This is a genomic window from Klebsiella sp. 10 (assembly GCF_018223925.1).
Classification (GTDB): domain Bacteria; phylum Pseudomonadota; class Gammaproteobacteria; order Enterobacterales; family Enterobacteriaceae; genus Klebsiella; species Klebsiella pneumoniae.
The window spans coordinates 57,606-78,592 of record NZ_JAGRRB010000017.1 but is presented as its reverse complement, the minus strand read 5'-3'; the positions used below and the strand labels follow the sequence as shown (position 1 = coordinate 78,592).

The following is a 20,987-nucleotide window of genomic DNA, read 5'->3' as shown; positions in this document are numbered from 1 at the left end:
TTTTTACGATGATTTATCGGTGACGATAGCAGCCGTTCACCAGGCCGAAGAACCGCATGCTGTCAACCTTTCTCTCGAGGAGAATATTCTATGAAAGCACTCACTTATCACGGCCCGCATCATGTCAGCGTCGACACCATGCCTGACCCGGCTCTTGAGGCAGCGGACGATATTATTCTGCGCGTCACCGCGACAGCGATTTGCGGTTCCGATCTGCATCTGTACCGCGGAAAGATCCCCGGCACGCACCATGGTGATATTTTCGGCCATGAATTTATGGGGGAAGTGGTGGAAGCCGGTTCCGAGGTCACCGCGGTCCGCAAAGGCGACCGGGTGGTTATCCCGTTTGTCATCGCCTGCGGAGACTGCTTCTTTTGTCGCTTGCAGCAGTATGCCGCCTGCGAAAGCACCAATAGCGGCCAGGGAGCGACGCTCAATCGAAAAGGCATTTCGCCACCGGCGGCGCTGTTTGGCTATAGCGATTTGTACGGCGGGATCCCGGGCGGCCAGGCGGAATATGTACGGGTCCCCAAAGCCAATACCGGACCGTTTAAAGTGCCAGACACCTTACCCGATGAAAAGGTGCTGTTTCTGTCAGATATTCTGCCCACCGCCTGGCAGGCGGTTAAAAACGCCGAGGTCAAACCCGGCAGTAGCGTGGCTATTTTTGGCGCCGGCCCGGTAGGCCTGCTCTGCGCCTCCTGCGCCAGGCTCAATGGCGCAGAACAGATATTTATCATCGATCATAACGATTACCGACTCGATTTCGCGCAACAACGCTATGGCGCGATCCCGATAAACTTTGACCACCATGACGATCCTGCGCAGTGGATTATCGATAACACGCCGGGCCATCGCGGCGTCGACTCGGTGATCGACGCCGTGGGCTTCGAGGCGAAAGGTAGCCTTACGGAAACCGTCCTCAGCACCCTGAAAATCGAGGGGAGCAGCGGAAAAGCCCTGCGCCAGTGCATCGCCGCCGTGCGCCGCGGCGGCATCGTCAGCGTACCCGGGGTTTACGCCGGTTTCATCCACGGCTTTATGTTTGGCGATGCCTTTGATAAAGGACTGACCTTCAGGATGGGACAAACCCACGTCCACGCCTGGTTGCCGGATCTGCTGGCGCTTATTGAGCAAGGGCTGCTTACCCCGGAGGAGATTGTCACTCACCATATGCCGCTGGAGGAGGCCGCGCGCGGCTATCAGATCTTTGAGAAACGTGAAGAGGCGTGCCGCAAAGTGATCCTCGTACCGGGAATGCAGCCCGGGAAAGCGACCCTCTGAGAAGGCGATTACCGCGCAAGGAAATTCTCGGCGGACCGATCGCGGCATGATATAAACATAGCGTGCTTTGGCCCGCCGTCGCTGATATAGCCGTTCACCAGAGGAGAAGTTGATGCTCGAGTTACGTCCGAATTGCGAATGCTGTGATAAAGATCTGCCGCCAGACTCACCCGAGGCGTTTATCTGTTCGTTCGAGTGCACCTTTTGCCGGGACTGCATGACGACGCGACTGAACGGACATTGCCCGAACTGCGGCGGCGAACTGGTGCGGCGCCCTGTGCGTCCCGAAGAGGCGCTGCGGCGCCACCCCGCCTCCACCCTGCGCCGCCATGCACAGTAGGCGAGACGCAGGTCTCCCGGCTAAGGTTAAAATTCACGCCCGAGGAGAGCGCGGAGCCTGAAGGCGTGACCGGTGGCAGACAACGTGCTCTTTCGATTATCGCCCGGCGGCGCTTCGCTAGTCCGGGCGAGCGTTTCCGGGTTCATATTCTGCATGTCAGTAAAACGGCTTTCCCGCCCGTACTGCCCGTCGGCGATCGCTTTCATCGATAGCCGCAGCCCTCAGGGTTTATCCCCCCACATCGCGATTTCACTAAAACTCAGCCAGCCCTGTGCACTCAGGCTGCCGTATCGCATGGCTGGCGGTCTTTTTTATTCACCATCGCAATAACGCTGGAAGCATTTCCGTTGCAATCGTTGATCTCCTGCCAGGCATATTTCGCTGCACACCGAAGCTTCCTGCTCTGGCCGTCAGTAGACTGCCGGGAAATTCACCATGGAGCAGACTTATGATTGCGGTACTTTTTGAGGCCGACGCCTTACCACAAGCACAGGAAAGATATCTTCAGCTGGCGGCCGGGCTGACGCCTTTGCTTTCAGACACGCCGGGGTTTATTGCCATTGAGCGCTTTCAGAGCCTGAGTACGCCCGGCAAAATCCTCTCGTTATCCTGGTGGGAAGATGAAGCATCGGTGGCCAACTGGCAGCAAAATGAGCGGCATCTGGCTGCCCAGCGCGAAGGCAAAGCATCGATTTTTTCATATTACAGAATACGCGTCGCCCGCGTGTTCCGGGATTACGCATCGGATCGGGGAGCACAGTCAGATGTATGACATTCACGTGATTCTCAGCAACTCGCCGGGCTCGCTTGGCGCAATGGGTATGGCGCTGGGTAACAACGGCGTGGGGCTCGAAGGCGGTGGCGTATTCACCACGCCTGATGCCGGACATGCGCATTTTCTGGTGGAAGACGGTGAGACAGCCCGCAGGGTGCTGACCGAGGCCGGCTTTACGGTCAGCAATGTATGCCGTCCTCTGATACGAAAGTTACCTCAGGAACGACCAGGGGAACTGGGAGACATCGCAGACACCCTGGCCCATAATGGTATTAATATTCTGGTACAGTACAGCGACCACCGTAACCGGCTCATTCTCCTTACCGATGATGACGCCCGGGCAGCGGAAGTGACCAAAAAATGGGCCATACTTTCTGAATGAATCTCCTGAAACCGCAGCAAGACAGTGAGCCAGAGGAGGCGCTGGAAACCGCTATGGCGATGGTGGCCTCCGCCCTCTCTGACTCGTCAAGGGTCAGTATTCTCTGCGCGCTGATGGACGGGCGCGCATGGACGGCAACCGAACTCAGTACGGTCGCCGAGGTGTCCGCCTCCACCACCAGCGGCCATCTTGCCCGGCTGCTCAGCAACGGACTGGTGGTGTGTCTCGCGCAGGGGCGCCACCGCTATTACCGCCTGGCGGGCTCGCATATTGCCGGGCTGCTGGAAAACCTGATGGGCGTCTCTATGCAAGCGCATAAGACGCTTCTCCCCAGCACGCCGGTTAATCTTCGCTACGCTCGGACCTGCTACGATCATCTGGCGGGCGAGCTGGCGGTCAATATTTATGAATTTATGCTGAGGGAAAAATGGCTGGCGGCAGATGGCCTGGCCCTGACGTCAGCCGGTAAAACCCAGCTTGAACGCCTTGGCGCAGTGTTTAACGCCCGCCCACGGCGTAAGCCTTGCTGCCCCTGTCTCGACTGGAGCGAAAGACGTTTTCATCTGGGCGGCGACGCCGGCTCGGCGCTAATGACGCTGTTCCTGCAAAAAGGATGGATAACGCGCGCACCGGGATATCGGGAAGTACAAGTGACGGATAGCGGCAGAGCGGCGCTGTCCCGGCTGTTTAATCTGAAAGTGCGCGGATAGCCTGAGTTTAGGCTACAGCACATTTTCGCCGAACGGCCCCGGTTTAAGCCGGTCGGGCCATCAGTATGACGCCTGGCGTGCAATCCGTTTTCATGCGAGCTCTTACGGCAAATGGATCTCTCCCTGTCATGAGGTATATAGCTTTGTTGAACGTTGCGCTGCGGGACATTCGCCATCGCCTAATGCTTCAAGCGTCCGGCAGAATAATTGCCTGAAGGCGAAAAAAAACGAGAGCCCATCGGCTCCCGCTTTTACTTAATCCACCAACGGGATTACATATTCGCGATAATCGCGTCGCCAAACTCGCTACATTTCAGCAGTTTAGCGCCTTCCATCAGACGTTCGAAGTCATAGGTCACGGTCTTGGCGGCGATAGCGCCTTCCATGCCTTTGACGATCAGGTCTGCGGCTTCGAACCACTGCATGTGGCGCAGCAGTAGTTAACCAATAACATCATTACTTGTTGATTTAAATAGAAAAATAGGTATTTTTGATACGTTATTAATGTGTTTAACCTAAGCCCTAACCTATTGAAATTCATTAGTATATTTTCAGTTTTGATAACTGGCTTTGAGTTTTTCAGCTCATCTGGATAGTGAATTATTAGCCAATAATACTTACTCCCTGTGAGTCGGGTTAAATATCTCCGGTGTTATAACTCATGATTTGAAAAGAAAATAAAAAAGCCTCGGAATCCGAGGCTTGCATTGGAACAAGCAGCGCCATTATATTATTTAATTACTACCTACCATGTAATGATTGCTCTTTTCCAAACCATCTTCCCTTTTTGTTCTTCTTTTATATGCAGAATCCTTTTCATAATAAAATATAAAATAAGAGAAAACGCAATGATAGCAATATATGTCCCGATACCGAAAGATACCAGAAACACAACCAAGATCCCAAAGAGCGCTACCAGTAAAGATGTGCAGATAGATATCAAATTAATTGTCTTGCGTGCGTCTCTTGATACATAGCCTTTAATCTTAAATGCATGGCAGCTGTGGCAGTGGTCCTCATTAATTAAAACTGCACCACAAAATGGACATTTATCATCTTTTGTTGTCATTTATTTTAAATCTCAACATAATAGTAATCACTCATCCACAACCTTCCCTGGCAAGCGCAATCAACAACAGAATGTACTTTATTTTTTTGTTCTATTGTCTCAACTCCCTCAACAATCACGAAATTGCAGTATGATTTTATTTTATTTATTCTTTTAAAGAATTCGCTCTCACTCTGTATTTCCCAGAAATAATCTTTATCAATTTTTATACATTCAAAATTAAACATATCAATAATTGTTAAACTTGTTAAGCCCCTTCCAAAATCATCCAGCCATACTGGACACAATTTTGAAAGACACTTTAAGTCAACCATACAGCATTTAGTATTGAATTCATGAAAATACTCGTTAATCTCAAAAGCAATGTTTTTTTGGTTTTTTAAGTAATCACCAATATATTTATCGTTCAAAATACAATCGCTAATAAGACTGTCAACATTCAACGAAACTGGCTTGAACTTCAATTTTGATGCATCAAGCTTTTCAATTGTCAATATCTGTCTCTTAAACACATCGATTTTTTCTTTATCGCTTAGCGAACTGAAGCAAAAAAGACCTTCATTAGCATGATAATCATTAGCGTTCTTTTTTTTAACACTTTTCGTGAGAATTTCCCAAGAATGAATAGAACCATCTTTTTTGTAAGATGGTTCTAAAACAAACCTGCAGGATTCTATTTCCACACTGTTCTTTAACATAAAAAAACACCGGAACTAAGAATATTCCTAATCGTGTCATAATTATAAATGAAAGAGAAATAGTTTAAAATGATCGATCATGATCGAACAATAGGCGAAACCTATCACACACCACAAATTGATCGGTAATTCAAATCAAATGAAGTGAAAGGTAAAAATAGAAACATGATTTCATTATAAATCACAATAAAATCAATGTGTTATTAAATACTAATAATTTAGTGCCAGATATCAAACGTTAGTTGAGAAGGTGTCTGAGGTTCCGAAGAAATTTATCTGCGATGATAATGCCGATAATAAACCATCTTAAACATTTATAGGTATAACATCATAAGAAAATAAATCATTTCATCTTCAATTATTCGGCATGCAATATCCATTCTTCCCATTACGTTTAACTTCATATAGCATTTGATCAGCCTCTTTGATCCACTCGATAATTGATTCTTTATTTTCTGCACAAGAAATACCGATACTGACAGTACAGTACATATCTTTATGAGAAGGCAATGAAAGATCTTTAATTTTTTCCTGAATTATATCAACCATGGCTATAACAAGCTTGCTATTACTGTTGTTAACAATAATAGCCAACTCATCGCCACCAAATCTTGCTGGCACATCCTTCTCGCCAGCGCACTCTCGTAATATTGTTGATATACGAGATAACACCGCATCACCTACTTCATGACCATATGTATCATTAATTTTTTTAAAATTATCAACATCAATGAGCATAAGATAAGAATGAATTCTCTTTTTACGCGTCGCACGAAAAGCACTTTCCATTTTTTGCTCAAAAAATCGGCGATTTGGCAGATCTAAGCCAGGATCCATCAGCGCCTGTTTTTCCAGTAACTCCCTTCTTTTCCTCAACTTTATAGATAAGTGCCTTGAAACAACACTCAACACTATGGGATAACAGGTTGCCAACGGTAAAGAAAGCAATACCGTTCGGGTGCTGAATTCTATAGTATATCTGAAATCATTTGCTAACCAAACTATCACGAAACTAATCATCATCCACGTTAATGCTGGTTTTAAAATTTTCCATCCACCAGCAGCATAGCGATCAGCTATTTGAACGGAGATTATGAATAATGATGGAATTGGGCTAGCTTGCATTACGGCTATCCAGATACCAGCCCAGAATGAATCGAGTACCATATTCTTTTTTTCAGTACTCAGCATATCCTTCGACATCATGCTTGCCAGATAAGCAACCGATGGCCAGATGAGTGCATTCAAAATTAACAGGGCTATCGTTATTTTTTGATGTGACTGTTCCTGGAGGACTGAATATATAGGAAGAAAGCAAAGAACGACACCTATCTGACGTAAGAAATATACTCTTTTAATAAACGATGAATTTCTGTCAGATATGTATTTTTCATCTGGGAATTTTGTTAACATAGAAAGCCTATTATAAATCACTAAGAGCCGCTATCACTTTAAACCACTAAATTACAAGATAAAACCGCCCTGCATTACAAAGTTATAACATGGATGTGAAAATTACAAGATTGCACTTCAATTATTGATAAACGTATCAATAATAACATTTTGCATCCATTTTTCTTGAATCTATCTGTACGTTTTAAATCTAATGAAAGGCAATACTTTAGGGTTATATCCTTAAACATGAAAACCCAACAGGATTTATCACTATTGCATTATTAATTTTGGTAGATTATTAAACAACGACACAACATCTGACCAGTAAAAATTTACTTGAACTTACTTATCGTTTACTCCAAATTATTCTGTGATGTACACAGCAATTAATGTCGTTACAGTTGCCCCCGGCAAGTGCCTCCGGGGGATTTTTTATGCTCCTCAACTTTCTAGTGCGTCAACTCGCCTAATCAAATCCTGCACCACTGTTACCAAATCGGCGATGATGGCCGTGTAATCAACATTCATCACCCTGAATTTTTCGCCATCGATCTCCTGCTCGATGCCGAGGAAAGTATACAGATCATCAGCTTTTTCAGCCTGCTGAGCGATAAAACCACGCCTCCGGCGCGTTTCGCCTTTCATATTGAACTCGCATACCCCCAGCGCATTAATGCGCCTGGAGGCCCCTTCCTGAGGTTCTGTAAACCCGTCTTTCAGACGAACGTCAGAACCGGTAGTCATGACGTCACCTTTGCCGGTGGTGATTGTGCCGCCAGGCCGAAATAGCCAGGCATCGGTTCTTCCGAAACCGTCAGAGTACAGCACGATCCGGTGCTCAGTGCCGACCTTCTCCTCCATGTACATTTGCACGTATGCGCCGTCCGGGTCGCCGTAAGCGCCTCTTCCCAACATCTGAGACCGCACAGGTGCGGCGGTGACCTGCTGGCCGACTGCGATATTGCCGGGCATTGTTGAGCCAGCGGTTAAATTGCCATCGGTAACTAACAAGCTGGCATTGCCCTGAATATTTAGTCTGTTTTGCCGGTCCTGGATAATGCGGGCGGTAAAGTCGGCGATGCTGCCGTTGAAATGAAAGTCGATGTATGGCGTGCTCATCGATAGCTCTAACGCCTGGGAATACAGCTTGCCCTTTGCCGTATTATCGAAACCACCACCGACAACCAAATCTCCGGGCAACGTCGTCTGGTTATTGGTGCCAATAACGAGGATGTCATCAAAGGTGTCTGCCGGTGATACAGTGGTCGCTCTTGAACGCTGAACCCTAAACGGTGTTCCCGAGCCAACGGCAATTGTCCCGCCTTGCCCCTGTTTTTTGAGCAGAGCCAGATCTGAGTTCTTACCGAGTATAAAACCGGCATTATCGCTGGTTATAACCTGCGAGCCGTCGAGTTTGTTTCCTCCGGTGAGTTTTGCCAGCGCGTTAAGATCCGAGGCCTTCGCCATCCCGGCTATCGCCGGCACGGTCACCTGCTTTCCTGTGATCGGGTCAGTCAGGGTGATATTGCCGCTGCCGGTCAGGGCCATCGACCAGCCCTCCACTACACTACGCCAGAATGCAAACGCGCTGGCCAGCTGGTTAGCAAACGACGAGGTGCTGGCGGTTTCAGCGGTAATAATGCCGTAACTGGCACCGGAAAATGCGGTGGTGATATTCCGGGTCAGCGTCAGTTGCGTGTCGCTGTCCACGGATTTGATCGCATACAGGTCAGCACTACCGCTGCGGTAGACCACTAGAATCGACCCGGGCAGTATCCCCAGCGCCTCCTGTGACCATTTTGTTGTCGCACCTGTCACCCGTGCCTGCGACGCGGCACCCGTGACGGTACCGACTTCATACATCGCCATAATAAAGTTCCTCCTGGATGGTTTTCCCTGGAAAAAGAAAAGGCCCCTTGCGGGGCCATATATTGTTATCAGGTTGATGAACCGCGAATTACGTTGTTATTGCGCGCGGCGAAGGCGTCGAATCTTGAGAGGATGGTTAATACCATCTGTCCGTTACGGTCCAGGTAACAGCCATATCGCAGAACAGCGTCGCCAGTACCGGCAGGGACGACAAATGACATGTTGTCTACGTTCATTGACTCTTGCGCCGTTAACAGGCGTGTTGCTCCACCTGTTTCATACATAAGCTCAATGCCTAGCTCCATACTGCCGCCACCAGACGTAGCGCCTGTGCCACGAAGAAGCATTGCATACGACAGATAGCCAGGATTCAGTCCGCCGTCAGCCCCTGGCGCGTAGGACATCCCCGCTCTGAGTTTCGCGCCGCCGTCGATAGTGATGCTATCCGTCTGGAGGAGTCCACCGCGAATATTGATCACCTGGTCGAAATTCTGCCGCCGGAACCGGGCCAGCTCAAACCACTGCCATGTAGCCTTCGGCACCTTGCGCGTGCGGTGCTGAGCGATGTTGATCGCAAATGACCCGATGTCGCCCTCGATGTGGTTCGCATATACCGTACCCTGGAACCAGCCGTCAGTCGCATAAACCGCACCGCGAACGATCACGTTGTTGAACTGCGAAGAGCCATCCTTAGCGATACGCCAGCCGCGTGACCCGTCAACAAAGTCATTCGAGCGGATCTCGTGGCCGATCTTCGCGTTCGTGATGGAACCGTCCGCGATTTTGGTTGAGGTCAGGGAACTGTTTTTGATACGTGCCGTATCGATATACAGCTCATTGCCTTCGGCAACCATCACCGGAACAGCCGTCGCATTATTACGGTTAAACAGCGAGAAGCGGTCAGCGTAGAGGATCATGTCGCTCGTTTCACCATTGCTGCCCAGCGTAATCCCCGCGCCAACATTCTTCCCGTTAACCGTCTCAACCTTCATCGACCACAGCGAACTCACCGTACCATTCACATCCGCCACGGTTTTGGCGGTGTTCTGAACGGAAGCACTGAGATCCCCGACACTGGATGTCAGGGTCGTCTGCTGCGTTGCCAGCGCCTCCAGTGCCGTTGCATGCGTCTGCTGGGTACTGGTGATACTGGCCACCGATTTAATCGTGTTGTCCAGCGTCGTCTGGTTTTTGATGTTGGCGGCCGCCTGCGCGTCAATCTGCGACTGAAGCGAGGTATTCAGGCTGGCCTGTGTGCTCTGGCTGTCGCTTAGCGTCTTCGCCATGTTATCGACGCGGGAGTTGGCATTATCCACTTTCGTGGCCAGTGCCGTCTGCTGCTGCGCCTGGGCGGTGATTTTCCCTTCGGCATCCGTTACGCGAGCCGTCAGACCGCTCACGGCACTCGCCGTCGCGTCAGAGGCATCCTGTGCCGCTTTCGCATCGGTAACATCCGTGATAACCAGATCATCGATATACAGCGAATAACCGGGGGTGCCGCTGCCGGAGGCGCCACGGGTAGAGATCCAGACCACTGCGCGTGTTCTCCCACCCCCGTTGTTACTGGCAATACCCGTAAATTTCACCCACTTATCACGCGCACCAAGAGCGGCTTCGCTGACAGTGACCGCCGACTGCCAGGAGTTTTGACCGGCAGCATTCAGTGAGTTAATGCCGACCAGCGTTGTCCACCCGGAGGATGGCGCCTGATCCGCCGGCATCATAGCCCAGAACTCAAACCGGAACTTCGCATCCTCACGGACTGACTGCCAGCTCCCAAGCTGTTTATCGCTGTTGCCGTTGTTGTTCGCTCCTCGACTCACCTGCAGGCTCTTATTGCCGGTGAATTTCTGAGACGCCACCACAACGGCGGTGCCGCCCCCGCCCAGCACATGACCATCTCCGTAGCTTTCGAACGTACCGTCAACCCACGGATTAGCTCCCTGAGTACTGATGGTATTGATGCTGCTGGTCAGCGACGTGATACTCTGCGACTGGCTGGTGATAGTGTTTTCCACCTGGCTTACGCGACCAGTCAGTGAACTCACTGCAGTCGTGTCAGCCTTTTTACTCACCGTATCGTTTGTCGACCTGAGGCTGTTCTCCAGCGCCGTTATCGAGGAACTCAGGGAGTCAATATTACCCCCCTGGGTCTTCACTGTGTTCTGGAGCGTGGTAATTGCCGACGCGTTCGCATCAGCCTTCATCATCACACCGCCGGCTGCACCCAGCCCCATCATTATCCCGTTCACAAATTCGACTGAGGTCGAAATGTGAGCGGTGGCGTCACCACCGGTTGGCGCACGCAGTTCCAGACCATCGCCCGACCTCATGCCTTTGCGGCCAAGGAGAATATAGGCACCACGATACGGCAGGGAGTTGACGACTTCGGATGTACCACCAAGAGATTCCAGAGCAGACAATATCTTACCTCGGTTGCCAGATGGCTCATCGAATGTCAGGACGCAAACGTAAGTGCCACTGGCCAACGCCTCGATATCAGCCGACATCGTGGCACCATTATTCGCGCTGCCAAAGACATCGTATGTTTTGGATGTCGCAATCACCGTTGATCCGTCGCTGTGTTTTGCAAAAGTGACCAGTGCCCAACTGCGACCAGGGGTAAACAGGTTTTTGCCGCTTTCATCAAAAACCCCAGGAGTTACGCTGTTGCCATTTCCCCGTGCAGTGACAGTAAACACAGTGCGACGGTTCATCGAGGCCTGCAGGCTGGTAATGCTACTGTTCGCCGCAGTTAAATCGCCCCCCTGAGATGTCACCGTGTTCCGGAGATCCTGCAATGCAGAAGCATCAGCCTTCCTGGCAATGTTATTCTGAGCTGTCGACAGCCCGTTTTCCAGCGATGTGGTGCGATTACCGATAGAGCTTATTGAAGTGCCCTGCTGATTCACTGTCGTTGTCAACAAGTCCACAGCCGACGCGCTGGCGCTATCAGCCGGAGAGTCGTTCCAGTCGGAAACAACGTTACCTACCTCAAACTTCGGACTGTTGATGTACACCGTCTGGTCTTTGGAGGTATTACTCTCGATACGGCACAGAATCAGGCGCTTGGTACCCGTGGTAGGTGTCTGTTTCCACTTAACCCAATAGCGAACCCATGAAGTGGTCAGCGTGAAGTACGCACGGCCATCGGTGTTATTACCTTTCGCACCCTGGCTGGTCTCGATAGACGTTGTGGTGTTCGGATTGTAGAAGAACGCCGTCATCGTCTGGCCGGCAACACCACCTTTCGCATAGAAGCTGTAAACGTACTCACCTGCATCGACAGGCGACTCAAGCGTGATTTCCCGCAGATCCTTGTAACCGGAGCCGGCTTTTACCGTTGCACCAATTACCGCGTTACCACGATACGTCTCGCTGGTAACGTTCGACCAGCCGGCCATATCGCCGGAGTTCTTGATCAGGTTTGTTCCACCGACAGAAATAGAATCAACCTTGTTGTTCAGATTCGTGACAGACGAACTCGTTGAGTTAATGTCTTTTTCGGTCTGGGTAACACGGTTGGTCAGTGCCGTCAGAGCATTAGCGTCTGCTTTATTGCTGACGTTGTTATTAGTCGTCGCCAGGTCATTTGTCAGTTTAGTGATGCTGTTACCCTGACTGGTGATCTGGTCGCCCTGTTGGGATACGGTCGAGTTCAGTGTCGAAATCGCATTAGCGTTAGCATCTGCTGTACTTTGCGCATTGTAGGCATCAGTCACTTCGGTAATGACCAGGTCATCAATGAGGAATGAGTTACCCGCCTTAACGCTGCTAACGTTAGGAATAGAAATCCTGACCATTGCCTGCTTAATACCGCTCTTCGTTGATTTCAGGTAACCAGAAACCTTCGTCCATTGAGTTGAAGAGAGATCCTTTGCCGCTTTGGTAACTGCCGGCCACTGCCAGGAGTTGTCCTGATACTGGAGCGATAAGCCGACGGAAATCTGCACGTTCTCGGCCATAGCGGTACTCTTGGCATCCAGCTTAACCCAGCATTCCATATAGAAGACTGCGTTATCGCGAACCTGGAATCCGCTGAAAATGTGGGTATCAGTGTTGTCAGTTGCATTGGCATTGTAGTCATTCGGACGCGTCACACGAATGCATTTATTGCCGCCATGCGAGTCGTCAGTGGTCACGATGGCACGGTTATTCGCCAGATTGTGGCCAACCGCGTAGCTTTCAAAAGTGCCATCAGGAAGCAGATTAGCGCCGCGTTTGGATTGCTGGCTCAGAGAGCTGCTGAGCGACGTAATGTTGCTGTTCGCCGCCGTCAGACCGGACTCCGTCTTCTCCACTCGTCCGGTTAGCGAGTTCATCGCCGTCTGATCCGCTTTGCTGGCCACATTCGCGTCTGTCTGCGTCAGCGCATTCCGGAGCTGGGTGATGCTCTGCGAATTGCTGACCACATCGTTGCCAATCTGGCTGACATTCGAGCTGAGTACGCCGGCTGCGTTTGCCAGCGCGGAAACACCGAGACCGGAGTACATCTCAGCAACCTTGTCTGACAGCTTCAGGCCCAGGTTGATATACGCCTGGCCTGTCCACTGATTCACCAGAAACTCAACGGTATTCCAGCCGGCTTTCAGTTCAAAACTGCCGGTAGTCCAGCTGGCATTCCCCCAGGCAACCTGAACGCCATTTACAAATACAGCGCCGGTATCATCAAAAATCCTGTTACCGGGCGCCATTGTGATGGTGGTATCGGCGGCCACTTTCACCTGGCAGGAATACAGCGCGATCAGATAGCTACCGGCGGACGTAAAGTCCAGTTTGGCCGCGTCGGCCACCTCATCCACGACCACGGGCGCCACGGCGCGAATATCGCTGAATGACGGGACTGTCCCGGCGTTAGCCAGCTGCACAGGATAGATCCGACGGGACCAGCTATTCGGCTGGCCATTGACCAGCTGATTCGACAGACTGGTGATGCTGTCAGTATTGCTTCGAATATCCTGGCCGTTTTGCTCTACCTGCTGTGTTAACGCGGTGACCGCGCTCGCCTCCGCTTTCTTCGCCAGCGCGGCATTTGTCGTGTTCAGGCTGTTCTGCAGGTTCGTCAGCTGCTGGCTTTGCGAGGTGATATGCCCTTCCGCTGTACTGACCCGGTTCGTCAGTCCGGTAACGGCGCCGGCGGTGGCATCGATGTCCACCCGGTCGGTAACGTCAGTGACGTAAAAATCATCGAAGTAGCGGCTTCCGCTAATCAGATAGTTGCTCATCGTCACCGGCAGGCTGGCTGTCTCCGTCGCTTTCCAGCGACCGGAAATCAGGCTCCAGTTTGTCCCCACCGTACCGCTGTTATATGGACGCTCAAAAACCGGCTGGCCGGCAGAGTTACCGATCCGCAGCTTGTTGTTCCCCGCGCCATTATCCGTCGTCGCTCCGGGTTCCTTGACCCACACCCCGATTTCATAGGTTCGCCCCTGAACAAACGGGATGTATTGCCCCGGAGACACGCTTCCCGGATCAACCTTCAGCGCCCGCGTCCCGCTGTGAGGAGCGGAAACCTCCACCACACTGGTCGCGGTTGACCGCCCGGTATAACCATCCAGCCCGCGTTCAAACGAGGGATTCACGACTAGGTTACCCGGTATCTGCCCGCTGGCATCGATATCTGCCGCGACCTGCGAGAGGCTGTTCGACAGGTTCGTCAGCGAATTGCTCTGGCTCTCCAGCGTTTTGCCCTGCTGCGTCACTTTCGTGTCGAGCGTGGCCAGCGCAGTCGCATCGGCTTTCTGCGCCAGCGCTTTATCGGTATTCGCAAGATTTCCGGTCAGCTTCGTGATGGCGCTGTTCGCAGCCGTCAGGTCATTGCCCAGCTGTTTGACGGTATTGGTCAAATCCTGCACCGCTGTCGCATCAGCCTTTTTGGCCACTGCGGCATTGGTGGTTGCCAGCCCGTTTTCCAGCTGGGTTGTCCGGTTGCCGGTCGAGGTCAGCAGATTACCCTGTTGAGTCACGGTGGTGGTCAGGGAGTCAACCGCCGCCGCCGTGGCGTCCGCAGTATCCTGAACCTTTTGCGCCGCTGTCACATTTCGCATATGCCAGTCCGTAACGAACCATACGGTGCCATACGGGCTGTTCTGCGAGATCTGCAGGAACGGGCGGATATAACCCCTGTCCACCATCGCCTGCGTGACCTTGAAGCGCCAGGTGGTTCTCTGCCAGGTCGCGGAGGGGGATTTTCCGCCACCCGCCATGAGTGGCGCACCGGTGCTCGTATCTGGCCGAACGGCAGTACCAACATACAGATTAAAATTCGCGGTGCCGGCGCCACAGGCAACCAGTGCGCTGATCTCAATCACATCGTTAAGCGTGGCCGGGAACGCGGCAAAGTTAGGATGGTGATCCCGGCTGGCAATTCTGGCCGCATAACCATACGGGCATCCCGACGGAACATCCTCAGCCGTCGTGGATACCACACTGAACCCCATCTGGTCGTAAGTTGGGTCAAATGTCGGGTTGGGAATTAAATCCCCGCCTGATGCGTTTCCGGCCCGTACAGCGGATTTCAGCGAGGTAATGTTGGCGTTAGCAGCCGTCAACCCGGATTCCGTCTTCTCCACTCGTCCGGTTAGCGAGTTCATCGCCGTCTGATCCGCTTTGCTGGCCACGTTCGCGTCTGTCTGCGTCAGCGCATTCCGGAGCTGGGTGATGCTCTGCGAATTGCTGACCACATCGTTGCCAATCTGGCTGACATTCGAGCTGAGTACGCCGGCTGCGTTTGCCAGCGCGGAAACACCGAGACCGGAGTACATCTCAGCAACCTTGTCTGACAGCTTCAGGCCCAGGTTGATATACGCCTGGCCGGTCCACTGATTCACCAGAAACTCAACGGTATTCCAGCCGGCTTTCAGATCAAAACTGACGGTAGTCCAGCTGGCGTTTCCCCAGGCAACCTGAACGCCATTTACAAATACAGCACCGGTATCATCAAAAACCCTGTTACCGGGCGCCATTGTGATGGTGGTATCGGCGGCCACTTTTACCTGGCAGGAATACAGCGCGATCAGATAGCTACCGGAGGACGTAAAGTCCAGTTTGGCCGCGTCGGCCGCCTCATCCACGACCACGGGCGCCACGGCGCGAATATCGCTGAATGACGGGACTGTCCCGGCGTTAGCCAGCTGCACAGGATAGATCCGACGGGACCAGCTATTCGGCTGGCCATTGACCAGCTGATTCGACAGACTGGTGATGCTGTCAGTATTGCTGCGAATATCCTGGCCGTTTTGCTCTACCTGCTGTGTTAACGCGGTGACCGCGCTCGCCTCCGCTTTCTTCGCCAGCGCGGCATTTGTCGTGCCCAAATCGCTCGTCAGTTTCGTGATGGACTGACCCTGGCTGGTTATCCTGTCGCCCTGCTGGGTAACAGTAGACTCCAGCCCGCTCAACGCCTCATTCGTACCAGCCAGGCCCGTTTCCGTCTGGCCCATCCGGTTAGTGAGTGATGTTAACGCGGCTCCCTGCGATGTCAGCGTGGCACCCTGTTGCTCAACTTTCTGCGTCAGGGACGTCAGCGCGGTCGCATCGGCTTTTTTCCCGAGGTTGGTTTCCAGGCCTCCGATACGACTCGCCTGCGCACTCTGCTCTGTCGTCAGGGAACTCAGTTCACCAGAAACAGCAGCTTTGTTGTCGTTAAACTGCGTCTGCAGGGACTCTCTGGCCTTAACTTCCGCTGAGATGGCGGTAACGCGCGCCGTTTTTTCCTGGTACAGCAGCCCGGAGGTGACTTTCTCCAGATCGCTGCCCTCATAGGAGCCACGCATCTGCGCCGCCAGCGTGCTGCGTGCCTGCGCTTCGGCGGTCAGCGCGTTACTCAGCGTGCTGCGCACATCCTGCAGAGCCGCCGTACTGGCGCCGGGTGCTGGCCGGCCAACGGCGATCCAGTCGAATTCGATAAAGTTGCTGGCATCCTGCTGGTTCGTCAGGTCCAGACGAATACGATCAATGTTCCCTGTCCAAGGAATATCACGCACCGTCAGGGTTGCCACCCCATCGGCATATTCTGGCTCAGCAACAATGTATCGCTTCGTGTTATTGAAGTTTTCGCCGGCAGACACCCAACGGATCTCACCCGCCCAGACTGGTTTGCCGGTTTTACGAAAGCGCAGCATGATGAAGCGGTACGCCGCACCATCGACAGCCAAACCGCCAGGAGAGGTAATGTACGGATCGGTGGCGCTGTCAGCAGGGCGTAACCAGCCATCCTGGGACACTCCCGGTACGCCGGCGCTTCCGGTCCAGCCCTCGGTCGTCTGATTGTTGAAATGCCAGATAACCTGCGAATCGAACTGGATATTAGCGCCGGCAGCGAGGCTGGACATTTCCCGCGCCAGATTTTCATCGGCACTCTTCATTACCTGAGTCAGGCTCTCGATACTCGCCTCAATCCCCTGCGTTGCCGCCAGCAGTTCATCAGCAGCCTGTGCCGCCTTCGCGTTAACATCTGCGATACGATCCGCAGTTTCCTGCTTAACCGCATTGGTTAACGTGGTGTTGACCTGAGACAACGACTGCTTCAGGCCATTCTCGGCAGTTTTAATCTGCGCATTCAATGCGGCATCGCCGTCGGCCAGCGACTTGCTCAAAATTGCTATCTGCTGATTCGCATCAGCGACGGCGGATTTTGCCTCCTGAATCCCCTTGTTTGCCTGAGCCAGACCAGAATCGAGAGACTCATTTACCGAGGTAAGCTCATCCGTGATGGTTTTATTCACGGCGGAGATCTTTCCGTCAACATCAGCAGTGATGCTTTTCGCAGATGCATCAATATCCTGGCTGACTTGCTTCGCCTGATCTGCGGCTTCCTGACGCAGCTCTTCAGCGGTCTGCTCCAGTTCCTGCTGCGTATTGCGGATACCTTCCTGCGTTTCGCTAATGGTACGCTGCGTTTCCTCCCAGGCATCCGTATCCTTGATCGCGTCGGTCAGGTTTTCGTAGTAGTCATCAAAGTTATCGCTGGCCATCCCCTGGACCCAGCCGGTCCACGGGCTTTCATTGCCAAGACGATCCACAAGGCGCGCCCGGTACCAGAATTCGGCGCCCATACTGAGGCCCATCTGCTGATAGCTTTTCCCCGGATAGGCTACGTCTGATAACGGCATTGGCGCACTGCCGTCCTGGTTTTTGCTGTACTGCAGTTCCGTGCGCAGCGTATCCCCGGAGCCGGTCGGGAACTCCCAGCTAACCTGGACCCCATGAACCAGCGAACGGGTTGCCAGCGCCAGCGGTGCCAGCGGCTCGCCGACCTTGCCGGTCAGGGTTTTCTCTTCGGAATACGCCCAGCCGCTCGAGATCTCCGCCGCATTGATCGCACGGACGCGAACCAGGTAACGACCGGCATAAATGCCGCTGACCTCAAACGAGGTGGTCGAGCTGCGCGGAACATTAATCCAGTTCCCGTCGTTACGGCGCCACTGCGCCTCGTAGGCAATAGCGCCGCTGACCGCTGACCAGTTAACCTGCATCGTTTCGACGCTGATCCCCTGATTCACGACCGAGCGGGATGTGATGACAATATCGTCAGGAGGTGACTGGTTGCCCGCCGGCAATACGCTAACCGGGCGCTGATCGATAATCGCGCCGGTATCGATGCGGGCGAATTTATCCGGGTCATGTGACACGCCGGTGATCGTGAGGGTGGCATCGCCGTTCTCTTTTACCCCTGTGACCCGGTACTGCTGCAGAAAGAGGTCATTAGATTCTACGGCCCAGACGCATTCCCGTTCTGGCGTCTCACTGTACGCCGTTGTGACCGTAATCTGCCGGCGTCCGTTAACGGCCTGGATGGTCCGGCTCTGTGAGATCCCGGATGGCAGGTTTAGCTGGAGGCGGTCGCCAGGTTTGGCATCCACATCACGATCCAGCGTAATCACCCGGCCATTCACCGCGCTGATCCGCCCGCCGTTGACCCGTCCGGCCAGCAACTCATCCGCCAGGGCAATGATATAACCGGGTTGAGGAATGCGACCGTCCAGCCCCACATCAAACTCAACGACCCGGTCTTTGTTGTTGGTCAGTATGCCCCACAGCCCCTTACGGTGGGCTTCGCTCTGACGCGTACAGCCAATCGCGGTCATTTCGAGCTGGTTAAAACTGTAGCGGGAAACCAGTTCCGGGATAAACGCCGGCTCCATTGCATCAGCATAATCATTATCCGGATCAGACCAGGAAACCAGGGCGTTGGTGTACCGAACCTGGCTGCTGCTGCTCGAATAACGGGGTTTGCCGACAATATTGGCGCGCGTATAGGTAAAATCGACATCACGCGGCATATCAGCCTGCACAACAATCTGCTCACCGTTCCAGCAGGTCATGCCCCGGAAAATGGCGGCAAAGTCTCGCAGCACGGTGTAAGCATCGTTGCGTTCCTGGACGTAGACGTTACAGGTATAGCGCGGCTCCATGCCGTCACCACCGCGCCCGTCAGGAACCAGCTGATCGCAGTACTGTGCAATCTGGTACAGCGTCCATTTCGAAATATTGGCGCTGCTCAGACGATTACCGAGACCAAAACGGTCAGCTGTAACAATGTCGTAATAGATCCAGGCCGGGTTATCCGTCCAGGCCCATTTAAACCCGCCGGTCCAGACGCCGGTATATTCGCGGGTTTCCGGATTGTAGTTATCCGGCACACGAATCACGCGCCCACGCGGCTCACAGGAAATTTGCGGAATGGAGCCATTAAACTGGCTGGAGTCGAACTCGATATAAAGCAGCGCGGTGTTGGGATAACGCAGCTTCGCGTCAATCACTTCGGTATAGCTCTGCAGCGTCATCACGTCGCCAACTTTGACACTGTTTGCATCCGGAGAGATTTTACGCAGGCGTAGCGTCCAGGTACTGCCGGCATGGGGCAGATCAATACGATGGCTCCGCTCATAACCGGAGGTGGTTTTACCCGTGACAGCGGTTTCCAGCACCGTCTGCCAGGCGCCGCCGTCGGTCTGCAGGTCAATCGCATACTTGACGGTATTGCCCACCACGTCGCCATCATCTTCCTGTTTCATCAGGGACGGCCATTTCAGGCGGACACGAACGGCAGAAAGCTGGGTATTAGTAAAGGTATGGGTCCAGGCTGTCTTGCTGGAAACTTCCGTTCCTACACTGATTTCATTTTCAGTACCGGGAATACCCTGAATATAAGTCTGAGCCTGCGTGCCGGGGCGAAATTCCCAGGACACGCCACTGAAGTTTTGCGAACCATCAGCATTTTCAAGCGGGGTGCCATCAAGATAAATATCTTTCCCGGTTAAACCACCTGCAAATTCACCCTCACCTAATGCGAGCAGAATTTTGGCTTTCGCAACAGACTGTAAATCATCCGGCTGTTCCGTCGGTGTACGCTGCTTTGAGCCGCCACCCTTGCGCCCTTTAATTATGTTATTTGCCATATTACGCCCATAAAAAAAGCCACCGCAAGGTGGCCTGAATTGGATGGTTTACTGAATAAAAATTATTGCTGGTCTTCTACGTAAATACCGGCAGATATAATGGCGCCGCCAATTCGGCGTTTGCCATAAAGCAAAGGGACCGGGTATCCCTGAGAGGCAGTGTTCGTCACGCCCCCAAAGCCGTAGGACGCTTTATTGTCAGCGGATTCTTTTCGTGCCAGGCCAGCTGGCTGTGGAGAAAGCATTTGAACGACGCCGCCGAGCATCATCGCAGCCCCCATTTTATAACCAAATGCTGACACGGGGTTGCCAGGAACAAAGTAAGAGCCGACAGCAGAGGCAACAATAATAACTGCTCCAAGAATTGTTTGAAGCAGTCCCGCCTTTTTACTACCAATTAAAACAGGAACAATTCGGATGACTTCACCACCAACAGGAAATCCTAAATCATCCTTCCCAATATTTTTTTCACCCTTAAATACCGCATAGGTTAGTCCACGCTCTTTGCTGGTAATCATGAATTTTTCGAAGCCTGGTATCGTTGCCGATAATGCCTGCCCTGCTTCATGAACAGTGCTAATTAAACGATAGTGAATTTTCCCAAAAGTTTTACCTAATACTCCAGAAAGTATTATTTTGGTCATTGTTTCTTTCATTTGGCACCTAACAGAAAAAAACAGCATTTCAAATGCTGCTTTTTATTTAACCTATTTTTGTTTGTCTGCCTTGATTATTAAATCACACTCTTCTTTATTAAGATCGCCACTTTGACCTATACTCCTCTCTATCCTGCAATCACGGGCAAATTTCCTTACGCCCATCCTTGCATATTTATCACCATTGCTTGAAAGGAGTTGATATATAAAGTCATCGTCTGACCTATTATATCGTTGTTGTGCATCCATTAATGCCATCATGAATGCCATGCGTTTTACATAAATATCGACAGTGGCGCTTTCTTTTAATTGCGGATGGCGTGATAAATAATCATCAACTGTTCCCGCAAAAGTTGATGATGCCAGAAGTAATGTGGCTCCGAAGATAGCTTTTTTCATTCCTTATA

Annotated in this window: 13 protein-coding genes and 1 pseudogene; 6 read left to right on the top strand and 8 right to left on the bottom strand. The window is 52.2% G+C overall.

What is annotated here, in order from left to right; all coding sequences use genetic code 11:
• The first annotated feature begins 90 nt into the window (after positions 1-90).
• The gene (locus KHQ26_RS19670) at positions 91-1,284 is read left to right on the top strand and encodes a zinc-dependent alcohol dehydrogenase (RefSeq protein WP_021462619.1); all 1,194 of its coding nucleotides are present in this window, start codon (positions 91-93) and stop codon (positions 1,282-1,284) included.
• A gap of 112 nt (positions 1,285-1,396) precedes the next feature.
• A complete protein-coding gene (locus KHQ26_RS19665) occupies positions 1,397-1,624 on the top strand; it encodes a DUF1272 domain-containing protein (protein ID WP_004140530.1) in 228 nt (75 codons plus the stop codon).
• Between the two features lie 26 nt (positions 1,625-1,650).
• Here the strand turns inward: KHQ26_RS19665 and KHQ26_RS19660 are convergent, their stop codons facing one another.
• Positions 1,651-1,830 carry a hypothetical protein gene (locus KHQ26_RS19660; protein ID WP_004224175.1) on the bottom strand — a complete coding sequence of 60 codons (180 nt, stop codon included), beginning with the start codon at positions 1,828-1,830 and terminating at the stop codon, positions 1,651-1,653.
• Between KHQ26_RS19660 and KHQ26_RS19655 the strand changes: the two genes are divergently transcribed.
• From KHQ26_RS19655 to KHQ26_RS19640, 4 genes are all read left to right on the top strand, one after another.
• Positions 1,778-1,954 (top strand): hypothetical protein, encoded by a 177-nt coding sequence (locus KHQ26_RS19655; RefSeq protein ID WP_032410215.1) that lies wholly within the window; start codon positions 1,778-1,780, stop codon positions 1,952-1,954. The genes KHQ26_RS19660 and KHQ26_RS19655 overlap by 53 nt on opposite strands.
• 118 nt (positions 1,955-2,072) lie before the next feature.
• Positions 2,073-2,396: an antibiotic biosynthesis monooxygenase family protein gene (locus tag KHQ26_RS19650; protein ID WP_004150797.1), complete on the top strand. Its 324-nt coding sequence runs from the start codon at positions 2,073-2,075 to the stop codon at positions 2,394-2,396.
• On the top strand, positions 2,389-2,781 hold the full coding sequence (locus KHQ26_RS19645) for an amino acid-binding protein (protein ID WP_004150798.1): 393 nt from the start codon (positions 2,389-2,391) through the stop codon (positions 2,779-2,781). Before KHQ26_RS19650 ends, KHQ26_RS19645 begins: the two co-directional genes overlap by 8 nt.
• A complete protein-coding gene (locus KHQ26_RS19640; protein ID WP_004150799.1) occupies positions 2,778-3,491 on the top strand; it encodes an ArsR/SmtB family transcription factor in 714 nt (237 codons plus the stop codon). Before KHQ26_RS19645 ends, KHQ26_RS19640 begins: the two co-directional genes overlap by 4 nt.
• A 272-nt stretch (positions 3,492-3,763) precedes the next feature.
• On the opposite strand, the pseudogene KHQ26_RS19635 reads toward KHQ26_RS19640, so the two are convergent.
• The 7 genes and pseudogenes from KHQ26_RS19635 to KHQ26_RS19605 all read right to left on the bottom strand — a co-directional run.
• Positions 3,764-3,931: pseudogene (locus KHQ26_RS19635) on the bottom strand (isocitrate/isopropylmalate family dehydrogenase); the annotation flags it as partial.
• 634 nt (positions 3,932-4,565) lie between these two features.
• Positions 4,566-5,258, bottom strand: coding sequence for an EAL domain-containing protein (locus KHQ26_RS19630; RefSeq protein ID WP_014228923.1), 693 nt, complete (start codon positions 5,256-5,258; stop codon positions 4,566-4,568).
• Between the two features lie 354 nt (positions 5,259-5,612).
• Positions 5,613-6,671, bottom strand: coding sequence for a diguanylate cyclase (locus tag KHQ26_RS19625; RefSeq protein WP_004224164.1), 1,059 nt, complete (start codon positions 6,669-6,671; stop codon positions 5,613-5,615).
• 423 nt (positions 6,672-7,094) lie between these two features.
• The gene (locus KHQ26_RS19620; protein ID WP_014907806.1) at positions 7,095-8,522 is read right to left on the bottom strand and encodes a tail fiber domain-containing protein; all 1,428 of its coding nucleotides are present in this window, start codon (positions 8,520-8,522) and stop codon (positions 7,095-7,097) included.
• Between the two features lie 68 nt (positions 8,523-8,590).
• On the bottom strand, positions 8,591-19,924 hold the full coding sequence (locus KHQ26_RS19615) for a phage tail tip fiber protein (RefSeq protein WP_117254519.1): 11,334 nt from the start codon (positions 19,922-19,924) through the stop codon (positions 8,591-8,593).
• A 62-nt stretch (positions 19,925-19,986) separates the two neighbouring features.
• Positions 19,987-20,580 carry a tail assembly protein gene (locus KHQ26_RS19610; RefSeq protein WP_114258146.1) on the bottom strand — a complete coding sequence of 198 codons (594 nt, stop codon included), beginning with the start codon at positions 20,578-20,580 and terminating at the stop codon, positions 19,987-19,989.
• A 51-nt stretch (positions 20,581-20,631) separates the two neighbouring features.
• Positions 20,632-20,979, bottom strand: coding sequence for a hypothetical protein (locus KHQ26_RS19605; protein WP_032429394.1), 348 nt, complete (start codon positions 20,977-20,979; stop codon positions 20,632-20,634).
• Positions 20,980-20,987: the final 8 nt, after the last annotated feature.

Coding starts and splice junctions, on each gene's coding strand:
- KHQ26_RS19655 (WP_032410215.1), top strand. CDS start 1,778: ATGTCAGTAAAACGGCTTTCCCGCCCGTACTGCCCGTCGGCGATCGCT.
- KHQ26_RS19645 (WP_004150798.1), top strand. CDS start 2,389: ATGTATGACATTCACGTGATTCTCAGCAACTCGCCGGGCTCGCTTGGC.
- KHQ26_RS19625 (WP_004224164.1), bottom strand. CDS start 6,671: ATGTTAACAAAATTCCCAGATGAAAAATACATATCTGACAGAAATTCA.
- KHQ26_RS19610 (WP_114258146.1), bottom strand. CDS start 20,580: ATGAAAGAAACAATGACCAAAATAATACTTTCTGGAGTATTAGGTAAA.
- KHQ26_RS19640 (WP_004150799.1), top strand. CDS start 2,778: ATGAATCTCCTGAAACCGCAGCAAGACAGTGAGCCAGAGGAGGCGCTG.
- KHQ26_RS19620 (WP_014907806.1), bottom strand. CDS start 8,522: ATGGCGATGTATGAAGTCGGTACCGTCACGGGTGCCGCGTCGCAGGCA.
- KHQ26_RS19660 (WP_004224175.1), bottom strand. CDS start 1,830: ATGAAAGCGATCGCCGACGGGCAGTACGGGCGGGAAAGCCGTTTTACT.
- KHQ26_RS19630 (WP_014228923.1), bottom strand. CDS start 5,258: ATGTTAAAGAACAGTGTGGAAATAGAATCCTGCAGGTTTGTTTTAGAA.
- KHQ26_RS19650 (WP_004150797.1), top strand. CDS start 2,073: ATGATTGCGGTACTTTTTGAGGCCGACGCCTTACCACAAGCACAGGAA.
- KHQ26_RS19670 (WP_021462619.1), top strand. CDS start 91: ATGAAAGCACTCACTTATCACGGCCCGCATCATGTCAGCGTCGACACC.
- KHQ26_RS19615 (WP_117254519.1), bottom strand. CDS start 19,924: ATGGCAAATAACATAATTAAAGGGCGCAAGGGTGGCGGCTCAAAGCAG.
- KHQ26_RS19665 (WP_004140530.1), top strand. CDS start 1,397: ATGCTCGAGTTACGTCCGAATTGCGAATGCTGTGATAAAGATCTGCCG.
- KHQ26_RS19605 (WP_032429394.1), bottom strand. CDS start 20,979: ATGAAAAAAGCTATCTTCGGAGCCACATTACTTCTGGCATCATCAACT.